The organism is Rhodococcus wratislaviensis, assembly GCF_041228765.1.
Lineage (GTDB): Bacteria > Actinomycetota > Actinomycetes > Mycobacteriales > Mycobacteriaceae > Rhodococcus_F > Rhodococcus_F wratislaviensis.
The window spans coordinates 2,603,283-2,622,427 of sequence record NZ_CP150488.1 but is presented as its reverse complement, the minus strand read 5'-3'; the positions used below and the strand labels follow the sequence as shown (position 1 = coordinate 2,622,427).

The following is a 19,145-nucleotide window of genomic DNA, read 5'->3' as shown; positions in this document are numbered from 1 at the left end:
TCATCGTGCTCTCAGGCGGCCAGCAGACCCGGCAGTCCCCACTCCGCCGCGAGCAGCTCGTAGGAGCGCAACCGGTCGCCGTGATCGTGGGTGACGCTGGTGATCACCAGTTCGTCGGCGTCGGTGAGCCTTCGCAGACTGTCGAGTCGGTCCGCGACGGTGGCTGGTGCCCCCACGAACTGGGTGATCAGCCGGTCCTCGACCGCCGCGCGTTCCGTCTCGCCGATCGGTGCCGTGTGCGCCGGGTCGGGATACGGGATCGCACCGTGCCCGCTGCGGATGCTGTGCGTCCAGTGTGCGAACGTCGACGCCAGTTCCTTCGCGGTCGCGTCGTCCTCCGCCACGACCGCGTCGGCGGAGACGACGACGTACGGCTTCTGCAGGTTCGACGACGGGCGGAACGCGGCACGGTAGGCCTCGACCGCCTCGAGGGTCGTCGACGGGCTCACGTGGTAGTTCGCCCCGAAGGGCAACCCCAGCCGGCCGGCCAGTTCGGCGCTGGGCCCCGCACTGCTGCCGAATACCCACACCTCGACGTCGGCGCCTTCGCCGGGGCTGGCGTGGAGCTCGATCCCGTCCGGGGTGCGGTACGTGCCGCCGAGCAGTGCCAGGATGTCGTCGACCTGCTGGTCGAATGCGGGCGACAGCGCGCCCGGTTGCTGGAGTACCGACTGGGCCGCCGAGAGCCGCGGAGACAGCAGGAGCCCGGACGGATCGAACGGTGCCGGGATCACGACGCCGTCGCGGATCTCCGTCTCCCGGCGGGGCGGGGCCGGCTGGTTGTTGCGCTCCGCAACGGCTTTCAGCGCCTCGGCCCGCCGCTGACCCGACCTCCCGAGCCCGAGGTCCAGGCGACCCGGATACAGCGCGTCGACGGTGCCGAACGCCTCGACCACGGCCGCTGCGGTGGTGTGGCCCAACTGCACCGCGGCGGCGCCGACCCGGAGCGTGCTGGTCGCCGCGGCCAGGATCCCGACGAGCACGGCCGGCGACGAACTGGCGACGCCCACGAAGTGGTGTTCGGCAACCCAGTACCGCTTGTATCCCCACGCTTCGGCGTGCCGGGCCAGGTCGACGGTGTTCCGCAGCGCGGTGCGGGCGGTGGCGCCCTCGCTGACGGGCGACAGATCGAGGACGGACAACGGAGTGGTCATGAGGGCACCTTCTGGAGAGAGCGGGGATTGACAGCGCGATGGCTGCGCGGGGCACCGAGTCCGAGGTGCTGCCGCAGCGTGGCGGTGGTGTATTCGGTGCGCAGAACGCCGCGGTCCCGGAGCAACGGCACCACCGTGTCGACGAACAGGTCGAGTTCGCCCGGGGTGAGGTGGGAGGGCAGGACGAACCCGTCCGCTGCGTCCCCGCGGACCCACCGGACGATCCGGTCCGCGACGGACGTGGCGGTGCCTGCGAACGTCGCGGCGGACAGAACCTTCACCGCACCGGCGGGCCTGCCGGCTTCGACCGTGCGGCGCGCGAGGTCGTCGTAGAACGCGCGACCGGCCTCGAACGTGCCGAGCGGCGCGAGGATCACGTCGCCGTGCCGGGCGGCGAGATCCCGGGCCTGCGGGCCGTCGCCCGACACGATCACCACCGGTTGCGCCTGCGGGCTCCGCGGGACGGTGAAGCGTCCACCGATGTCGAAGTGCCTGCCCCGGTGGTAGAACGCCCCGGCGGTGGGGTCCGAGACGAATCGCCCCGCGCCGCGGTCGACCGTCACGACCCCCTCGGCCCAGGAATCCCACAGCGTGCGGGCGGTGTCGACGAACTCCGCGGCCCGCTCGTCGCCGGGAGCCGGCGTGTTCCACGCCCCACGGCCGCCGGACAGGTGATCGAGTGAGGCCAGCCGGCGGGCCACGTCGTACGGTTCGGCGGAGGTCGTGTCCAGCGTCGCCGCGAGCCCGATCGCGTCGGTGAACCCGGCCAGCGCGTTCGCCGCGGTGACGCCGTCGGCGAGGAAGAAGTCGAATCTCCCCCGCTCCGCGGTGCGGGCGGCATGCGCGAGGACGGCGAAGTCCGTCCGGCCCGCGGGTGCCGCCGCCCCGAGCACGACCTGCTTCTCGGCCATGCCTACCGCGGGTTCTTCTCGCCGGCCTCGACCGCGAGCGTCAGCCGGTTCTCGGCGGGCGCGACCGGGCAGGTGGCGTAGTCGGTGAATGCGCACGGCAGGTTGGCCGCCCGGTTGAAATCGAGGACCACCCGGCCGTCGGCGGCGGGGGCGACCACGGCCAGTGACCGCGCCGCGGGGTACGTGCTGACCCCGCTGGTGGCATCGGTGAACAAAACGTGCAGGCCACCGTCCTTGCCGGCGAACGCGACGAGTTCGTGTGCGGCGCCGTCGTAGTCGAATGCCAGCGTCCCCAGCGCCGTGTGGTGGTGCTCGAGTCCCTCGACGACCGCACCCGTCGTCACGACGCGGGACTGTGGGAACGGGGTGAACGTTCCCGGCACGGCCCACTGCCGCGCAGGCAGGAACGTCGGGATTCCGGTGAACGCGGCGAGGGTGCCTGCCTCGGGGTCGTGGATCCGCAGGGCGACGTCACCGGTTCTGCGGATCACCTCGATGTTGCGGCTCCCGTGCCGGACGAGCAGACCGGGTGCACCCTCCAGCGGTGCGAGGGTCTCCGTGCCGTCGACCGCGTCGCCGTCGACCTCGAGACCGGCGTCGGCGGTGGCCGTGATCACCACCCCGTCCGCATCGGCCCGCCACTTCCCGGGCAGGTCGGGGAACGTGGTGTCCGTCTCGACGAGCCAGTGCAGGGCCGTGAGACTCAGCCATCCCAGCGGGTCGCGGAACGACTCCTCCCGCGCCGAATGCCAGTCCTGCCAGTCCTGCTCGAATGTCGCGCCTGCGGTGACTGCGGTCATGATGCCCGAACTCCTTCTGTCTGGTGATGCGGATGGCGCAGTCCGAGATGGCTGCGCAGGGTCGTCCCCGAGTACTCGGAGCGGAAACTGCCGCGGTTCTGCAACTCCGGGACCACCGTCTCGACGATCTCGTCGAGCCCGGCCGGAGTGAGGTGCGGTACCAGGATGAAGCCGTCGCACGCGTCCGCCTGCACGTAGCGGTCGATCTCCTCGGCCACCTGCGCGGCGGTGCCGACGAACTGCTGGCGGGTGGTGACCGCGATGATCAGTTCACGGATGCTGAGCTTCTCGGCTTCCGCCTTCGCCCGCCACGCGGCAGCGATCTCGCGTGGGTCCGTCGCGTGCCGGACCCGGCCGCGGGTGATGTTCGTGTCGTCGGCCGGTTCGACGTCCGGTAGCGGACCGTCCGGGTCGTACGCGGAAAGGTCACGGCCCCACACCTGTTCGAGAAACGCGATCGCCGTCTGTGGGCCCACCTGCTGGTGCCGGATGTGATCGGCGCGCTCGGCCGCGTCCGCCGCGGAGTCGCCCAGCACGAAGGTCGCCGCGGGCAGCACCTTGAGGTCGCCGTGGCTGCGCCCGTACTTCGCCAGCCTGCCCTTGACGTCCGTATAGAACTTCTGACCGTCCTCGAGCGATCCGTGAATGGTGAAGATCGCATCCGCTTGGGCGGCGCCGAATTCGCGGCCCTCATCGGAGTCACCGGCCTGCAGCAGCACCGGATGCCCCTGCGGGCTCCGGGGAATCGTGAACCGTCCCCGGATGTCGAACTGGGAGCCGGAGTGGGTGACGTCGCGAATCGCGTTGTCCGCGGCGAACACTCCCCGGGCGCGGTCGATCTGCAGCGCATCCTGATCCCAGCTGTCCCAGAACTTGCGGGCGCCCTCGATCAGTTCGCCTGCGCGGACGTACCGGTCGGCCTTGTCGAGGTATCCCCCGCGCCGGAAATTCTCCCCCGTGAACGCGTCCGAGGACGTCACCATGTTCCACGCGGCCCGGCCGTCGGACAGGTGGTCGAGCGAGGCGAATTGCCGTGCCAGCTCGTACGGTTCGTTGAACGTGGTGTTGATCGTCCCCGCCAGGCCCAGATGTGTGGTGACTCCGGCGAGCGCGCCGAGCACCGTCAACGTGTCGGGCCGGCCCACCACGTCGAGGTCGTGGATCTGTCCTCGGTGCTCACGCAGGCGCAGGCCCTCGGCGAGGAAGAAGAAGTCGAACAACCCGCGTTCGGCGGTCTCCGCGAGGTGCACAAACGAGTCGAAGTCGATCTGACTCTTCGACTCGGGATCGCTCCACACGGTGGTGTTGTTGACGCCGGGAAAGTGCGCGGCGAGATGAATCTGCTTGCGCTGGTTGCTCATGATGTCAGTCCTGCCCGGCGAAGTGATTGACGGGACGGGTGAAGCCGAGCCGCTCCCGGAGCACTCCGCTGTCGGGCGCTCGGTCGCCCGGGCGCAGCAGCGGCAGGACGCGCTCGGTGATCTCGTTCAGGCCGGACGTCAGCGCCAGCGGCCGGAGGGTCACGCCGTCGACGCCCCCGGCGCCCACCACGTCGGTGATCAGGCGGGAGAGTCCCGGCGCGTCGCCGCGATGGAGAATCGACGCCGGCTCGTATCGGCTGCCGGACCAGTTCTCGAGCTGGGCGAGGTCGCGTTCCGCCGCGTCGGCGGTCGCGGCGATCACCACCTCGACGTCCAGCAGGATCCGCAGCGAGGCGGAGTCCCGGCCCGCCTCGGCGGCGGCACGTCGCACCCGGTCCGCGGCGTCACGTGCTGCGTCCACGGTGGGCGCGCCGATGCGGATCACGTCGGCGCGCGCCGCGGCGACCCGGGTGGAGTGCTCGTCCCGCGCACCTATCACGATCAGCGACTGCCCCTGCGGCGATCGCGGCGTGATCGAGGGACCCTTCACGGAGAAGTGCGTGCCCTCGAAATCGATGTAGTGCAGCTTGTCCCGGTCGATGAAGCGGCCGGTGCGCACGTCGCGGATCTCGGCGTCGTCCTCCCAGCTGTCCCACAGCAGGCTGACGACCTCGATCGCGTCGGCCGCCTCCGCCCACAGACTCTCGACATCCTGTGCGTCCCTGCGCCCGAACAGATTCGCCTGCGCCTGACCGGCCGACACGTCCGCCTGCCATCCGGCGCGGCCGAGCGACGCGTGGTCGAGGCTCGCGATGGCCTTGGACACGTGGAACGGTTCGGTGTGGGTGACGGTCACCGTCGGAACCAGGCCGATCCGCTCGGTGGACGCGACGGCCCGTGCGGCGATCGCCACGGCGTCCAGTTGTCCACGCTGATCGGCGTGTCCCGTCGTGGCGATCGCGAAGGTATCGCCGACGAACGCGAGGTCCACTCCGGCGGAGTCGGCCTGCCCGAGCAGGCCGGTCCAGTAGCCGGCGGTGAAGAGGTCCTCGGCGCGCGAGTCCTGACGACGCCAGGACTGCGGATGAATTCCCGTGCCGTACAGATCGACGGCGACGAGCGGGTCGTGTGGCTCAGGCATGAATCGATTCCTCCAGCTGTGCAGAACGTGGACGCACGACGGATCGTCCCGGGATGGCGTCGAGCAACTGCCGGGTGTAGTCGTGGCGGGGATTGTCGAATATTTCCGCCGCGGTGCCCGATTCGACGATGCGGCCGGACCGCATCACCGCGACCGTGTCGCTGATCTGCCGGACCACGGCGAGGTCGTGTGAGATGAACAGGTAGCTGAGCCCGAGGTCCCGCTGCAGGCGCTCGAGCAGCCCGAGGATCTGCGACTGCACCGAGACGTCCAGCGCCGACACCGGTTCGTCGAGCACGACGAGTTCGGGGTGCAGCGCGAGCGCGCGGGCGATGGCGACCCGCTGCCGTTGGCCGCCGGACAACTCGGCCGGTCGGCGTTCGAGGTAGGTGCGCGGCAACGCGACCTGCTCGAGCAGGTCGGCGACTCGCGCCTCCCGTTCCGCCCGGATGCCGACACCGAACGCACCGAGCGGTTCCGCCACGATATCCGCAACGGCCAGCTTCGGATCGAGGGACGCATAGGGGTTCTGGTACACGATCTGCACTCGGCGCCGCAGGGCGCGCAGCGCGCCGCCGCGCAGGGTGGTGATGTCCCGGCCGTCGAACTCGACGCGGCCTCCGGTGGGAGACTCCAACCGGATCGCGATCCGGGCCACCGTGGACTTGCCGGACCCCGACTCCCCCACCAGCGACAGGGTGCGCCCGCGGGGGACCTCGAACGACACGTCATCGACGGCGTCGATGGCCGTGCGCCGATCGATCCGGAACGTCTTGGACACCCCGGACACCCGCAGCAGGACATCGGGTTCGGCCCCGCCCGCCTCCGCGGCGCGGCTGGGCCCCCGTCCCACCGAGAGACTCGGCGCCGCGGCCAGCAGGGTGCGGGTGTACTCGTGCTGGGGGTTCTCGAGGATCTCGCGGGTGGGGCCCGCTTCCACCACCTCACCCTGGCTCATCACCACGATCCGGTCGGCGCGGTCGGCTGCGACACCCAGATCGTGCGTGATCAGCAGGACCGCGGTGCCGGATTCGGCGATCCGCGCGTCGAGGTGATCGAGAATCCGGCGCTGCACCGTGACGTCGAGTGCGCTGGTCGGCTCGTCCGCGATCACGAGTTCGGGGCTGCACGCCAGCGCGATCCCGATCAGGACGCGCTGCCGTTGCCCGCCCGAGAGGTCCTGCGGGTACTGTCTCGCCCGCACCTCGGGCTTGTCGATCCCGGCCTCGGCGAGAATGCGCACCGCCTCGACGGCGGCCGTCCGCCGGTCGGCGAGACCGTGGATCCGGAGCACCTCGGCCACCTGGGCGCCGACCCGCAGGACGGGGTTGAGCGACGTCGTCGGGTCCTGGGGAACCAGGCCGATCCGGGCGCCGCGGACCCGTCCGAGTGCGCGCTCCGACTTGGTGTCGAGACGCTCACCGTCGAATGTGACGGTGCCGGCGACGGCCCGCCCGGATCCGCTGAGCAGCCCGAGGATGGCGTGCGCGGTGGTGGATTTTCCGGAGCCGGACTCGCCGACCACGGCCACCACTTCGCCGCGCGAGACCGTGAGGTCGACGCCCTTCACGGCCACGACGGGATCGCTCACGCTCCCGTACGCCACCCGCAGTCCGGAGACCTGGAGGAGCGGCGCCGTGGTGCCTGCCGCAGCAGTAGTGGTCGAACTCATCGCACTTCCCTCTGTTCGAGCGCATGTCCGAGTCGGTGCGCCGACAGCACGACGGCCACGATCACCAGTCCGGGCAGGGTGGTCATCCACCACGCGGTGGCGAGGTAGTTCCGGCCCTCGGAGATCAGCGAGCCCCATTCCGGGGTGGGCGGCACCGCGCCGAACCCGAGGAAGCTCAGCGACGACACCGCGAGGACCGCCATCCCGAACTCGACGGCGGCGAGTGCCACGACGGGCGCGTACGAGTTCCGCAGAACGTGGCGGCGCAGCACCGTGTGCCAGCGGACACCCGACGCGAACGCCGCCTCGACGTACAGCGACCGGCGCACGCGCAGCACCTCCGAACGCATCACGCGGGCGAAGTTCGCGATCAGCGACACGCCCACCGCGATGGCCACGTTGACCGTGCCGAATCCCAGCGCGGTCACCAGAGCGAGCGAGAGCAGCAGGGCGGGGATCGACAGGAGGACGTCGACGACGCGCATCAGGAAGGCGTCCAGCGCACCTCCGACGGCACCGGACAGCAGGCCGATCAGCGAACCGACGACCAGTGCGATGCCCACGGCCAACAACGTTGCGGTCAGCGACAATCCGGCGCCGTGGACCACGCGGGTATACACGTCGCGGCCGATGTTGTCGGTGCCGAACCAGTGCGCGGCGCTCGGCGCCTGCAGTTTCTCGGCGGGCACCCCGACCAGCGGGTCGCCGCTCGCGAACACCGACGGCGCCACCGCGAATCCGACCGCGACGAGGAGCACCGCGGCCGAGGCCACGAGCACGAGATTGCGACGCAACCACGTCACCACGCGGCGTCCGCGGCTGTCCGACTCGGACGCGATCACGGGCGGCGGTTCGACCGGCGGAGTGCCGAAACCCTCGGCCTCGTCGATCAGTTCCCTGCTGAGGATGTCAGACATGAACCTTCTCCTCCACATCCGCGCCGCCGCTGCGGTCCGAACTGCGCCTGCCCTCGACGATCCGGGGATCGATCAGCGGGTAGAGCAGATCGACGGCGAGATTGACGAGTACGTAGACGACGGAGCTCAGCACCACGATTCCCTGGACCACCGGAATGTCCTGCGCCATCACGGACGTCTGGGTGAGCCGCCCGACTCCGGAGCGCGAGAACACCGTCTCGACGACGACCGATCCGGCCAGCAGATTCCCCACGAGCACACCGGCGATGGTGAACGCGGGAATGCTCGACAGGCGCAGCGCGTGCCGGGTCTGGATCTGCCAGCGGGACGCGCCCTTCGCCCGCGCGGCTTCGATGAACGGCTGCCGCCACGTGGTCTGCAGACTCGCCGCCAGCACCTGGGCGATCACCGCGCCGGTCGGCAGCGCGAGCGTCACCGCGGGGAGCACCAGCGTCGCGATCCCCTGGTCGCCGAACGCCGGAAAGGCCTTCAGCCGGAACGAGAACAGCTGCAGCAGAATCAGTCCCACCCAGAACGTCGGCACCGCGACACCGAGCGGAGGCAGCGAGAACAGCAGATTCCGCACCCAGTGGACCCTGGTGTAGGTGGCGAGGAACGCGACCGCTGCCCCGAACACGACCGCGAGGAGCAGCGCCGCGGACGCCAGCGCGAGCGTGCTGGGGACCGCGTTCCCGATCGCCTCGGTCACCGATTGCCCGGTGGCGATCGAGTACCCGAAGTCACCGCGGACGGCGTGGCTCAGCGAATTCCAGTACTGCACCCACACCGGCTGGTCGAGGCCGTACCGCGCCTGCAGCTCCGCGACGGCGGCCGCGTCGACCGTCGTTCCGGCGGTCGCCGAGTCGACGGCGATGCTCACCGGGTCGGACGGCAACAGGAACAGCACGGCGAACGACACGGTGAACGTCGCCCACAGGACGGCGATCGCCTGCAGCACGCGTAGTCCGAGGTAGCGAATCATGGCTCAGCGTCCGCTGATCCAGGTGTCGAAGAACTGGAGCCGGGCCGAGGCCTCGAACTTCAGGTCCTGCACGTTCGGGCCGGCGCCGATCGCCTGCGACAACTCCACCGTGGGGATCCACAGGCCGTTGTCGAGCACCTGCTGCTGGGCGTCGGCGACGAGCGCGCTCCGCTCGGTGGTGTCGGTGGTGGCGAGCTGCTTCGCGAGCACGGCGTCGAGCGCGGGAATCGGTCCGCGGTTGTTCAGGTTGCGGCCCTCGAGTCCGAACTGGGTGCGGAGGATGTCACCGTCGGCGCGGGTGCTGTTGTAATAGGTGGCGTCGAAGTCCTTGGCATTCTGGCGAGCGGTGGCCTCCGGGGTGGACACGAGATTCAGCTGCAGATCCACTCCCACCTCTTTGAGCTGCTGCTGCACCAGTTCGAGGATGGCCTGGTTGCCGGCGAACACGGAGCTGAACAGAACGGGGAAGCTCAGCTTCTGACCGCCCTTCTCCCGGATGCCGTCGGCACCGGGAACCCAGCCCGCCTGGTCGAGGATCGACTTCGCCTTCTCCGGGTCGAATGTCACGTCCGGCAGCGCCACGTAGCCGGGGGTGCGGCTGGCCAGCGTGCTGGTGGCGGGCTTGAAGTTGGGCCCGAGCACGGTGTCGACCAGTTCCTGCCGGTTGATCGCCGGGACCAGCGCACTGCGCACGACCGGATCGACGAGCGGTCCGCGAGTCACGTTGGGCTGGAAACCGAACGGCGTCCCGGGGTTCGACGTGGTGAGCACCTGCCCGCCTGCGCCTTCGATCTGCGGGGCATCCTGCGGCAACGCGTCACTGATCGCATCCAGCTGTCCCGAGGACAGGCTGCCCGTGCGGACACCGGATTCGGGCACGACACTGAACTCGATGGTGTCGAGGTAGGCCTCGCCGTCGTGGCCGAACACGTCCGAACCCCAGTTGTATCCGGCGCGCTTGGCGAGGGTCACCGACTTGTCCTGCTGGTAGTCGGCGTACGTGAACGGTCCGGTGCCCGAGATGTTGCCGGTGCACCGCTCTTCGGCGGACTTCGCGACGGACGCATCGGACAGGATGCCCAGCTGCGGGGTGGACGACGCCTGCAGGAACTGCGCGTTGGGTGCGGCGAAGTCGACCTGCGCGGTCAGCGGGTCGATCACGGTGGTTCCGGTGTACCCGGCGAGGTAGCTGGCACCGAGCGGGGCCTTGGCGCCGGAGAGGGTGTTCACGATGGCGTCGAGATTCTTCTTCACCGACTCCGCGGTGAAAGGCGTTCCGTCACTGAACGTCACCCCCTCCTTCAGGTGGAACGTGAAGGAGGATGCGTCGGCGTCGGTTTCCCAGCTCTCGGCGAGCCACGGCTTCAGTTCGCCCGTCTCCGGGTCCTGGTCGGTGAGCGAGTCCACCACCTGACGAGCCACGTAGATCGTCTGATTCGTGCCCGACTGCGCGGGGTCGGCGCACGTGGGTGCCTGGGAGAGGCCGTAGCGGAGTGTGCCGCCCGGCTGTGCGGGGCCCGCATCCGCGGAGGAACTGCTGGAACCGCCACCGCAGGCGGTGAGCGCCGTGGCCAGCACGGCGGCGGCGCCGATACCTGCTGCGATGCGGGCACCGCGGTGGGGCGAGGACAAAAGCACTGATGGCACCGAGAACTCCGTGATCTCGAAGAAGTGCCGTGCGCGCTGCCCGTCGTATCGGCAGCGCTCACGCGCACAGGAAGGTGAGGGACACCGGATCCGACGCGGATGCGGTGTGAAGAGCCGGAACCCCGAGGGATCGGGGTATCAGGTCAGCTGTGACAGATCGAGGTGGACAGCCGACAGAGATCGACGTGCAGGCGCCCCCAGGCGCTCACGAAACCTTCGGTCAACATCGTTCCTCCATCGATCCCGGCGGTAGCACCCGCACCCGCAGGGCGGGGGGTTGCTGCGACGTCAACGAGCCAGGTCTCTCGGTCGCTCTGGATGGTCGTTACCGAGTGTAAGAGATCGCCGGTCGCGGCGCCACACGGACCCCGCTACCCGACCGCCTGCCGGGACTCGACCTCCCGGCGCGACAGGGCGGGCCGGAGCCCGAGGTGCTCACGCAGGGTGGAGCCTTCGTATTCCGTTCGGTACGAACCTCGCTCCTGCAATTCGGGCACCAGCAGGTCGACGATCTCGTCGAGTCCGGTGGGCACCAGATACGGCGAGATGTTAAATCCGTCCGTCGCCCCACTGCGAACCCACCGGGTGAGTTCGTCGGCGACCTGCCCGGGGGTGCCCGCGAAACCGGAGCGCTGGGTGGTCGCGATCGCCACCTGACGCAGCGACAGGTTCTGCGCCTCCGCCAGTGCCCGCCATTCCCTGGCGATGGCGAGCGGATCCTTTCCGTCACGCGCCGCCCCGCGGGTGACGGAGATCGGCGCGGGCACCGGATCGAATTCGGGCAGTGGACCGTCCGGGTCGCGATCGGACAGATCGCGGCCCCACACCTGACCGACCAGAGACAACGCCGTCTGCCCGGTGTACTGGCCCTCGAGAACCCAGCGCACCTTCTCCTCCACCTCGGACGCGTTCTCCGCGAGCACGATCTGCGTGCCCGGCAGAATCTTGACGTCGTCCTCGGGGCGCCCCGCACGACGCACTCTCGCCCTGATGTCCTCGGCGAAGGCGAGCGCCGCGTCGAAATGCGTTCCGTGCCGGGAGAAGATCACGTCGGTGTGCGCGGCCGCGAAGTCCCGGCCCGCCGGTGAGTCACCGGCCTGGAAGATGACGGGGTGTCCCTGGGCGCTGCGCGGCAGCGTGGGGGTGATCGTGACGTCGAACTGCGACGTGCGCCGGGACACCTCCCGCACCCCGTCCGGGGTTGCCCACGACGGCGCGTCGGTCCTCGTCGCGACCGCGCCGTCGGCCCACGCATCCCAGATCGCCCGGGCGGTGTCGAGGAACTGCCCGGCCCGCTCGTACCTGTCCGCGTGATCGAGGAAGCCGCCGCGCCGGAAGTTCTCACCGGTCCAGGCATTGTCCGTGGTGACCGCGTTCCAGCCGGCACGGCCACCGGACAGCAGGTCCAGCCCGGACAGCCGCCTGGCGAGGTCGGCGGGCTCGTTGTAGGTGGTGTTCTGGGTGGCCACCAACCCGATGTGCCGGGTGATGCCGGCGAGCGCCGCGAGCTGGGTGATCGCGTCCGGGCGGCCCACGATGTCGAGATCGAGAATCTTGCCCTCCTGTTCCCGCAGGCGCAGGCCCTCACCGAGGAAGAAGGCGTCGAACAGGCCGCGCTCGGCGGTCAGTGCCACCCGCCGGAACGTCTCGAAGTCGATCTGCGATCCGCTCGACGGATCCGACCAGATCGTCGTGTGGTTGACGCCCTGGAAGAAGACACCGAAGTGCACCTGGGCGCCGGGTCGGGCGTACGAGTTGTCGGTCATGTTCTCCACAACCTTTCAGCGAGAGGAGTGTTCGAGGCGCTCGGCCTGGAATCGGGTGACGGGACGGTCGAGGCCCAGCGTGCCGCGCAGGGTCGAACCGGGAACTGGACGGTGGGCGATGCCGGCACGGAGAAGCGCCGGAACCACGAACCGGGCCAGCACCGGAAGGTCCTCGTCGACGACGGCGGGATGCAGGCGCACGCCGTCGACGTGCGCATCCAGGGTCCGCAACAGGTCCACCAGCCCGGTGGCATCGCCGGCGAACGACACCCGTCCGCTCGGCGGGGCAGGCGGCGACGCGCCCAGCGCGACGTCCAGTTCCGCGAACACCAGTACCGCCCCGCCTGCCTTTGCGCGCACGGCCGCCTCGACGGTGTCCTCGACTGTCGGTCCGGACACCAGCACCACGTCGACCAGCGACGGATCGGTGTCCCCCGCACGGCCGAACACCACCAGTTGCCCCTGCGGTGGTCGCGGCACGATGGCCGGACCCTTCACCGAGTACGTCTCGCCCTGGAAGTCGAGGTAGTGCACTCGGTCGCGGTCGAGGAAACGTCCGGTCGCGTAGTCGCGGATCACCGCGTCGTCCTCCCACGAATCCCACAGGTCCCGGACCACGGTGATCGCGTCCCGTTCCTCCTGAACGAGATCGGCGGGTGCGGTGACCTCGGCCCGGCCCAGTGCGCTCGCGACCCGCGGGTCGGTGTCGCGTGCTGCGATCCAGCCACCGCGACCGCGCGACGCGTAGTCGAGCGTCGAGAGCTGGGAGGACGTGTGAAACGGCTCGGCATACGTGGTGCCGACGACCGGTACGAGTCCGATCGTGCTGGTGGTCGCGGCGACGAACGCCGCGCGGTTCACCGCGTCGATCCGGCCGACGGGTCCCCCGCCGGCGCCGGGAGGCAGGAGCGAATCATCGAAGGAGGCGAACGTGAAACCCGCGTTCTCGGCCGCCGCGACCCGGTCCGCCACCGTTCGCCCGGTCAGCAACCGGTCGGGTGTGTGCGCGGCTCGGCGCCAGGCTTCGGGATGCGCACCCTCGCCGTCGAGTTCGATGCCCAGAACCAGGCTCATGCGTCTTCCTCCTCGGTGCGGGCCGCGAGGGGGCGGCTCGGAATGGTCTCGCGCAGCGCGGGTGCCACCTCGGCCTGGAACAGCTCCAGGCTCTCGCGGTGCTGCTTGTCGGTGCCGACGCGGTCGGCGCTCAGGTGGATCACCTCGTGGCCGAACTGCTCGTGGTAGCGCTGCACCTTGTCGATCACCTGCTGCGGGCTGCCGATCAGTGCGGAACTGCGTTCGACGAAGTCCTCGACGGTCTCGAACACGACCGGAAGTCCTGCCCTGCGGGCGAAGTCGAGGCGAGCGGCGTGAATGGGACGCCACACGTCGAGCGCGTCCTGCGAGTTCGGAGTCACGTAGAACCCGGCGGTTCCGGCGCCGACGAGGGCGTCGGCGGGATCGTGACCGTAGTGCGTCCACCGTTCGCGGTAGTGCCGGACGAGTTCGGCGTACGAGTCGATGGGATACGTGACGTTCGCCGAGAAGATCGGATCACCGTAGCGGGCCGCGAGATCCACCGATTCCTTGCTCGTCGCGCTGCCGTGCCAGATCCGGATCCGTCGCTGCAGCGGGCGCGGCAGTGCGACAGCGTGCGCGAGCGACGGCCGGAACGCGCCCTCCCAGGTGACGTCCTCACTTTCCCACAACTGCCGGAACAGTTCGTAGCCTTCGCGGTTGCGGTCCCACTGGTCGTCCGGGGTGACGTGGAACAGCTCCGCTTGCGCGGTGCCGTTGCCCTTCCCGATGATGAGCTGCAGCCGGCCGCCCGACAGGTTGTCCAGCGTCGAGTAGTCCTCGAACGCGCGGACCGGGTCGAGCAGGCTCAGCGTGGTCACCGCGGTCCACAACTGCAGCGTGCCGGTGCGCGCCGCGATGGCGCTGAGCACCACGGGTGGGGACGAGGACAGGAAGGGATGCTCGTGGCGCTCGCCCACGGCGAACCCGTCGTACCCCAGTTGCTCGGCGAGGACGGCGGACTCCACGACCTCCTGCAGCCTGGCCGCAGTGCTGATCCTCTCCCCGGTCACCGGATCCGGTTGGTGAGTGATCAGGCTCATCAGCAGAAACTTCATACGGACTCGTACTCCTTTGCGGCCCAGGCGGAAGGCAGAGCGTTAGGGGTGTGCAGGACCTTCTCGAATCCGTGGATTCCGACGTCCTGCGGCGGGAGGGAGCGATCGAACAGCGCCGTGTACCCCGCGGCCAGGTACAGGGCCACCGCCTCGGGCTGCCGCGGGCCCGTGGTGAGGAAGATGCGGGAATAGCCGGCCCGGACGATCTCGGCCTCGAGCTCCCGCAGCACGATTCGTCCGAGGCCGCGGCGGCGGTGCGCCGACGAGGTCCAGATCCGTTTGAGTTCGGCCGTCGTGTCGTCGTAGCGGCGGAAGGCTCCGCCCGCCACCGATGTCCCGCCCTCGACGACGACGAGCAACGCGCCACCCGGCGCGGCGAACTCCTCCGCCGGATACGTGCTGAGATCGTCGTAGATCTCGTTGCGGGTGCGCCCGTACCGGGTGCTGTATTCGATCGCCAATTCTTCGAGCAGCGGCGCGGCGAGTGGATCTGCCTGGTCGACGAACACGGTCTGCACGGATTCGGTCCTCTCGGTCACTGGTCCTCCTGTCAGCTGGTCTTCGGGAGTCCGGGCGGGTTGACGACCGACGTGCCGACTGCCTCGCTCGCGATGTTCCAGCGGTCGAGAACCTGTGCGTACGTGCCGTTCTCGATGATGTGGTTGATTGCCTCGTTGACGGCGGTCACCAGGCCGTTGTCCTTCTTGGTGAGCACGGCGATCTCACCCTGGAGGGCGTCGCCCGCCCCCGAGAACGTTCCGGCGATCTCACTCTCCCCCGCCTGCGCCACGTGGAACGACGACGACGGGTTGGGCCCGAAGTAGGCGTCGATCCGGCCCGACGCGAGTGGCAGGTAGTAGTCGGTGACGTTCTGGTAGTAGGTGATGTCGGTGGGTTCGAGCCCCGCCGCGACGTTCTGCTCACTCCACTTCACCAGCAGCGCTTCCTGATTGGTGCCGGAGGAGACCGCGATCTTCAGGCCCGCGACGTCCTTGGGCTCCTTGATCTGGATGCCGCTGTCCTTCTTCGTCTCGAACGCGACCGTGTCGAGGCGGTACGTCGAGAAGTCGTACTTCTCCTTCCGCTCCTCGGTGACGGTGACGTTGGAAATGAACGCGTCGGCCTCCCCCGAATCGATGCGGACGAAGTTCTGCGCCCAGTCCGCGGCCTGGAGATCGACCTTCAACCCGAGAACGTCGCCGATCAGGTACGCGAAGTCGGTCTCGGAGCCGATGAGCGTCTTGTCGTCGTCGGCGTAGAAGCGCAGGGGCGGGGCGGAACCGGCGCTGCCCGTCACGATGAGCGTGCCGCGGTCGCGGATCTGCTGGGGAACCTTCGCGGCGATCGACTCGACCTCGTCGGTGGTGATGCGGTTCTGGTCTGCGGTGAGGTTGTAACCGGCGGCCGAGGTCGGCCCCGATCCCTCGTCCTCGACGTCGCCGCCCCCGCACGCGGCGGCGAGCAGCGCGACGGTGGTGAGGGCCGAGGCCAGAATCTTCGTACGGAACCGTGCGGTGGACATGTGTGCCTTTCGGGGATCCACACCGAGGTGTGGGAAATCAGAGAACTCGGGAGAGGAATGCTGCGGTGCGGTCGTGCTGCGGGTTGTCGATGACCTGCGAGGGTGGGCCCTGTTCCACGACGACGCCGGCGTCCATGAAGACCGCCGTGTCGGCGACCTCCCGCGCGAAGCCCACCTCGTGGGTGACGATCACGAGGGTCGCGCCGTCTCGAGCCAGTTGCTTGATCACGGCGAGGACCTCGCCGACCAGTTCCGGGTCGAGGGCCGACGTGGGCTCGTCGAACAGGATCACCGCCGGGCGCAGTGCGAGGGCCCGGGCGATCGCGACCCGCTGCTGCTGGCCGCCGGACAGCTGCCGCGGGTACTCGTGGGCCTTCTCGCCCACGCCGACCCGTTCCAGCAGCGCAATCGCCTCGGCCTCGACCTCTGCCCGGTCGCGGCCCTGCGCGGACACCGGCGCCTCGATCACGTTCTCCAGCACCGTGAGGTGGGGGAACAGATTGAAATTCTGGAACACGAATCCGATCCGGGACCGCTGCTTCAGGATCTCGCGTTCACGCAGTTCGTGCAGTTTGTTGCCCTTGCGCCGGTAACCGATGAGGTCGCCGTCGATGCGAATGGTGCCGCGGTCGACCTTCTCCAGGTGGTTGAGCGTGCGCAGCAGCGTGGACTTGCCGGAACCCGACGGCCCCAGGATCACCGTCACCTCGCCCTTGCGGACCAGCAGGTCCACACCCTGGAGGACTTCGAGTGCGCCGAAGGACTTGTGGACTCCGCGAACTTCCACTGCGTACTCCGCCGGATGGGCTTCGGTTGTCATTTCGTGGCACCTCTCGGTACGGAGACACCGGCGTCACGGATCTCGGCGAACTTCCGGGTGAGCTTCTGCCACGGAGTCGGCGGCAGTGCCCGAGCCGATCCGCGCGCGTAGTGCCGCTCGACGTAGTACTGGCCGATCGACAACAGCGTGGTCAGGATGATGTACCAGATCGTCGCGACCATCAGCAGTGGCACGACGCGGCCGTTGCGGCCGAAGATCACCTGAACCTGATAGAACAGCTCGGCGATCGCCATCGTCGACACGATCGAGGTGCCCTTGAACAGGCTGATCACCTCGTTCGCGGCGTTCGGCAGGATGCCGCGCATCGCCTGGGGCAGAACGATCTTGAAGAACTGGCGACGGCGCGGGATGCCCAGCGACTGCGCCGCCTCGATCTGCCCGTGGTCCACCGAGATGATGCCGGACCGGATGATCTCGGCGGAGTACGCGGCCTGGTGCAGGGCCAGACCGATGACGGCGGCGGTGAAGCCGCTGATGACGCCGTTGACCTCGAACGTGAAGAAGCCCGGGCCGAACGGAATGCCCAGCGACAGAGTCTGATACAGGTACGTGATGTTGAACCAGAACAGGAGCTGCACGATCAGCGGAATCGATCGGAACGCCCAGATGTACACCCAGGCGATCACCTGCAGCACCGGGTTGTGCGACAAGCGGCTGACCGCCAGCACCACACCGAGTGCGAATCCGAGGATCGTCCCCCACAGCGTCAGCTTCACCGTCATCCACAGGGCCTGCAGCACGGAGCCGGCCGTGAAGTACTTGGCGAACGTGGCCCAGTCCCACCCCGGGTTGGTGGCGAGGCCGTGGACGAACTGGGCGAGTAGTACCAGCACGACGGCGCTGACGATCCACCGCCACGGATGCCACCTCCGCGCCACTTCCAGCGCGGCGTCCCCGTCGCCGGAGGGCACTGACTCGAGGGGCGCGGCCGAACGCGCCCGGACGGGGGCGCTCACGCTCCCTCACCACTTACGACAGACATCACTGAGGCGGCCTTTCACCTGGAACCGGGACGGGAGGAGGGCGCGTCTTCCGCGGGATGCGGGCGCGCGTCAGGCGCTCACCGGGCGAAATGCCCGGGGAGCGTGCTGTGAGACCCCGTCAACAGTGGCAGGAGGTGGTCCGGCACAGGTCGATGTGCCGTCTGCGCCACGCAGGACGCGCGAGGTAGTTCATGTGCTGCCTTCCATCGATCCCGGCGGTAGCACCCGCACCCGAAGAATTCGGAAGGGTTGCTGCGACGTCAACGAGCCAGGTCTCTCGGTCGCTCTGGATGGTTGAAGCGAACACTAGCCGCATTCCCGGGACCCGTCAACACGGGGTATTTCCCTGCGACACAGGGGAAATGGTGACGATCGCTCGCAAGAATCACCGTGCGCAGAAGTACTGACAGACGGAGATCCATGCGGTTGAATGGGGCTTGCAGCCCTGCATCTCCACGGTGGTGCGACCCGGCTGCCGGGCCTCCGGAGGCCCTTGTAACGTCGCCTCGGTGACACCACTCGAAGTCATCGCGATCCTGGTAGCCGGCGTAGGCGCGGGCGCGATCAACGCCATCGTCGGCAGCGGCACGCTCATCACCTTCCCCACCCTGGTGGCATTCGGGTTCCCTCCGGTGACCGCCACGATGTCGAATGCGATCGGCCTGGTCGCCGGTGGCGTGTCCGGGACGTGGGGGTACCGGCGGGAACTGGCCGGGCAGGGACCGCGGCTGCGGTGGCAGATCCCGGCGTCACTGTGCGGTGCGATTCTCGGCTCGTGGCTACTGCTGCACCTGCCCGAAACTGTGTTCGAACTCGTCGTCCCGGTGCTGCTGATCCTCGCCCTGATCCTGGTGGTGCTGCAGCCGAAGATCCAGGCCTGGGCGAAGCAGCGCGGCAGCCACGAGGCGGGCCTGAGCCCGGCGCGCCTCACCCTGCTGACCGTCGGCACGTTCGCGGTGGGCGTGTACGGCGGATACTTCACCGCTGCGCAAGGCATCCTGCTGATGGGCGTGATGGGCGCGATCCTGCCGGAGAGCCTGCAACGGATGAACGGCGCGAAGAACCTGCTCTCGCTCATCGTCAACGTCGTCGCCGCGACCGCGTACACGCTCGTGGCCTTCGACCGGATCAGCTGGGCGGCCGCCGGCCTCATCGCGGTGGGCTCGCTACTCGGAGGCGTCCTCGGCGCCCGCTACGGCCGCAGGCTGTCGCCCACCGCGTTGCGGGGAACCATCGTCGTCGTCGGCCTCATCGGTCTGTTCCGGCTGCTCGCATAGTCGCGCATGCACCCTGCCACTCCCTCATACTGAGTCGGT

Annotated in this window: 19 protein-coding genes and 2 riboswitches; of the genes, 1 reads left to right on the top strand and 18 read right to left on the bottom strand. The window is 69.1% G+C overall.

Annotation, left to right across the window (positions count from 1 at the left end):
• Positions 1–11: 11 nt before the first annotated feature.
• The 18 genes from WKC72_RS11870 to WKC72_RS11785 form a co-directional block, all read right to left on the bottom strand.
• On the bottom strand, positions 12–1,154 hold the full coding sequence (locus WKC72_RS11870; protein ID WP_037230728.1) for an LLM class flavin-dependent oxidoreductase: 1,143 nt from the start codon (positions 1,152–1,154) through the stop codon (positions 12–14).
• The gene (locus WKC72_RS11865) at positions 1,151–2,065 is read right to left on the bottom strand and encodes an LLM class flavin-dependent oxidoreductase (protein ID WP_370182696.1); all 915 of its coding nucleotides are present in this window, start codon (positions 2,063–2,065) and stop codon (positions 1,151–1,153) included. The genes WKC72_RS11870 and WKC72_RS11865 overlap by 4 nt, the downstream gene beginning before the upstream one ends.
• Positions 2,066–2,067: 2 nt before the next feature.
• The gene (locus tag WKC72_RS11860) at positions 2,068–2,865 is read right to left on the bottom strand and encodes a DUF1684 domain-containing protein (protein ID WP_370182695.1); all 798 of its coding nucleotides are present in this window, start codon (positions 2,863–2,865) and stop codon (positions 2,068–2,070) included.
• On the bottom strand, positions 2,862–4,226 hold the full coding sequence (locus tag WKC72_RS11855) for an NtaA/DmoA family FMN-dependent monooxygenase (RefSeq protein ID WP_370182694.1): 1,365 nt from the start codon (positions 4,224–4,226) through the stop codon (positions 2,862–2,864). The genes WKC72_RS11860 and WKC72_RS11855 overlap by 4 nt, the downstream gene beginning before the upstream one ends.
• Before the next feature lie 4 nt (positions 4,227–4,230).
• Positions 4,231–5,367 (bottom strand): LLM class flavin-dependent oxidoreductase, encoded by a 1,137-nt coding sequence (locus tag WKC72_RS11850; RefSeq protein WP_370182693.1) that lies wholly within the window; start codon positions 5,365–5,367, stop codon positions 4,231–4,233.
• Entirely contained in the window at positions 5,360–7,039 is a 1,680-nt protein-coding gene (locus tag WKC72_RS11845) for a dipeptide ABC transporter ATP-binding protein (protein WP_370182691.1), read from the bottom strand. Before WKC72_RS11845 ends, WKC72_RS11850 begins: the two co-directional genes overlap by 8 nt.
• Positions 7,036–7,956 (bottom strand): ABC transporter permease, encoded by a 921-nt coding sequence (locus WKC72_RS11840; protein WP_370182689.1) that lies wholly within the window; start codon positions 7,954–7,956, stop codon positions 7,036–7,038. Before WKC72_RS11840 ends, WKC72_RS11845 begins: the two co-directional genes overlap by 4 nt.
• Positions 7,949–8,938: an ABC transporter permease gene (locus tag WKC72_RS11835; protein WP_370182688.1), complete on the bottom strand. Its 990-nt coding sequence runs from the start codon at positions 8,936–8,938 to the stop codon at positions 7,949–7,951. Before WKC72_RS11835 ends, WKC72_RS11840 begins: the two co-directional genes overlap by 8 nt.
• A gap of 3 nt (positions 8,939–8,941) precedes the next feature.
• Positions 8,942–10,576, bottom strand: coding sequence for an ABC transporter substrate-binding protein (locus WKC72_RS11830; protein ID WP_037230736.1), 1,635 nt, complete (start codon positions 10,574–10,576; stop codon positions 8,942–8,944).
• Positions 10,577–10,728: 152 nt separating this feature from the next.
• A complete protein-coding gene (locus WKC72_RS11825) occupies positions 10,729–10,812 on the bottom strand; it encodes a putative leader peptide (RefSeq protein WP_310794466.1) in 84 nt (27 codons plus the stop codon).
• A 4-nt stretch (positions 10,813–10,816) separates the two neighbouring features.
• Positions 10,817–10,910: riboswitch (SAM riboswitch) on the bottom strand.
• 46 nt (positions 10,911–10,956) lie between these two features.
• The gene (locus WKC72_RS11820; protein WP_128642364.1) at positions 10,957–12,351 is read right to left on the bottom strand and encodes an NtaA/DmoA family FMN-dependent monooxygenase; all 1,395 of its coding nucleotides are present in this window, start codon (positions 12,349–12,351) and stop codon (positions 10,957–10,959) included.
• A gap of 15 nt (positions 12,352–12,366) precedes the next feature.
• On the bottom strand, positions 12,367–13,425 hold the full coding sequence (locus WKC72_RS11815) for an LLM class flavin-dependent oxidoreductase (RefSeq protein ID WP_370182687.1): 1,059 nt from the start codon (positions 13,423–13,425) through the stop codon (positions 12,367–12,369).
• The gene (locus WKC72_RS11810; protein ID WP_037230738.1) at positions 13,422–14,483 is read right to left on the bottom strand and encodes an LLM class flavin-dependent oxidoreductase; all 1,062 of its coding nucleotides are present in this window, start codon (positions 14,481–14,483) and stop codon (positions 13,422–13,424) included. The genes WKC72_RS11815 and WKC72_RS11810 overlap by 4 nt, the downstream gene beginning before the upstream one ends.
• Positions 14,480–15,022: a GNAT family N-acetyltransferase gene (locus WKC72_RS11805; protein ID WP_370182685.1), complete on the bottom strand. Its 543-nt coding sequence runs from the start codon at positions 15,020–15,022 to the stop codon at positions 14,480–14,482. Before WKC72_RS11805 ends, WKC72_RS11810 begins: the two co-directional genes overlap by 4 nt.
• An 11-nt stretch (positions 15,023–15,033) precedes the next feature.
• Positions 15,034–16,005 (bottom strand): ABC transporter substrate-binding protein, encoded by a 972-nt coding sequence (locus WKC72_RS11800; protein ID WP_037230740.1) that lies wholly within the window; start codon positions 16,003–16,005, stop codon positions 15,034–15,036.
• A gap of 37 nt (positions 16,006–16,042) precedes the next feature.
• Positions 16,043–16,825 carry an amino acid ABC transporter ATP-binding protein gene (locus WKC72_RS11795; protein WP_112300936.1) on the bottom strand — a complete coding sequence of 261 codons (783 nt, stop codon included), beginning with the start codon at positions 16,823–16,825 and terminating at the stop codon, positions 16,043–16,045.
• A complete protein-coding gene (locus WKC72_RS11790) occupies positions 16,822–17,802 on the bottom strand; it encodes an amino acid ABC transporter permease (RefSeq protein WP_037230742.1) in 981 nt (326 codons plus the stop codon). The genes WKC72_RS11795 and WKC72_RS11790 overlap by 4 nt, the downstream gene beginning before the upstream one ends.
• 145 nt (positions 17,803–17,947) lie before the next feature.
• Positions 17,948–18,022, bottom strand: a complete 75-nt coding sequence (locus tag WKC72_RS11785) for a putative leader peptide (protein WP_368681154.1) — start codon at positions 18,020–18,022, stop codon at positions 17,948–17,950.
• A gap of 7 nt (positions 18,023–18,029) precedes the next feature.
• Positions 18,030–18,126: riboswitch (SAM riboswitch) on the bottom strand.
• A 212-nt stretch (positions 18,127–18,338) separates the two neighbouring features.
• Here WKC72_RS11785 and WKC72_RS11780 point away from each other — a divergent pair.
• Complete coding sequence (locus tag WKC72_RS11780) at positions 18,339–19,106, top strand: sulfite exporter TauE/SafE family protein (RefSeq protein ID WP_037230743.1); 768 nt, start codon at positions 18,339–18,341, stop codon at positions 19,104–19,106.
• Positions 19,107–19,145: the final 39 nt, after the last annotated feature.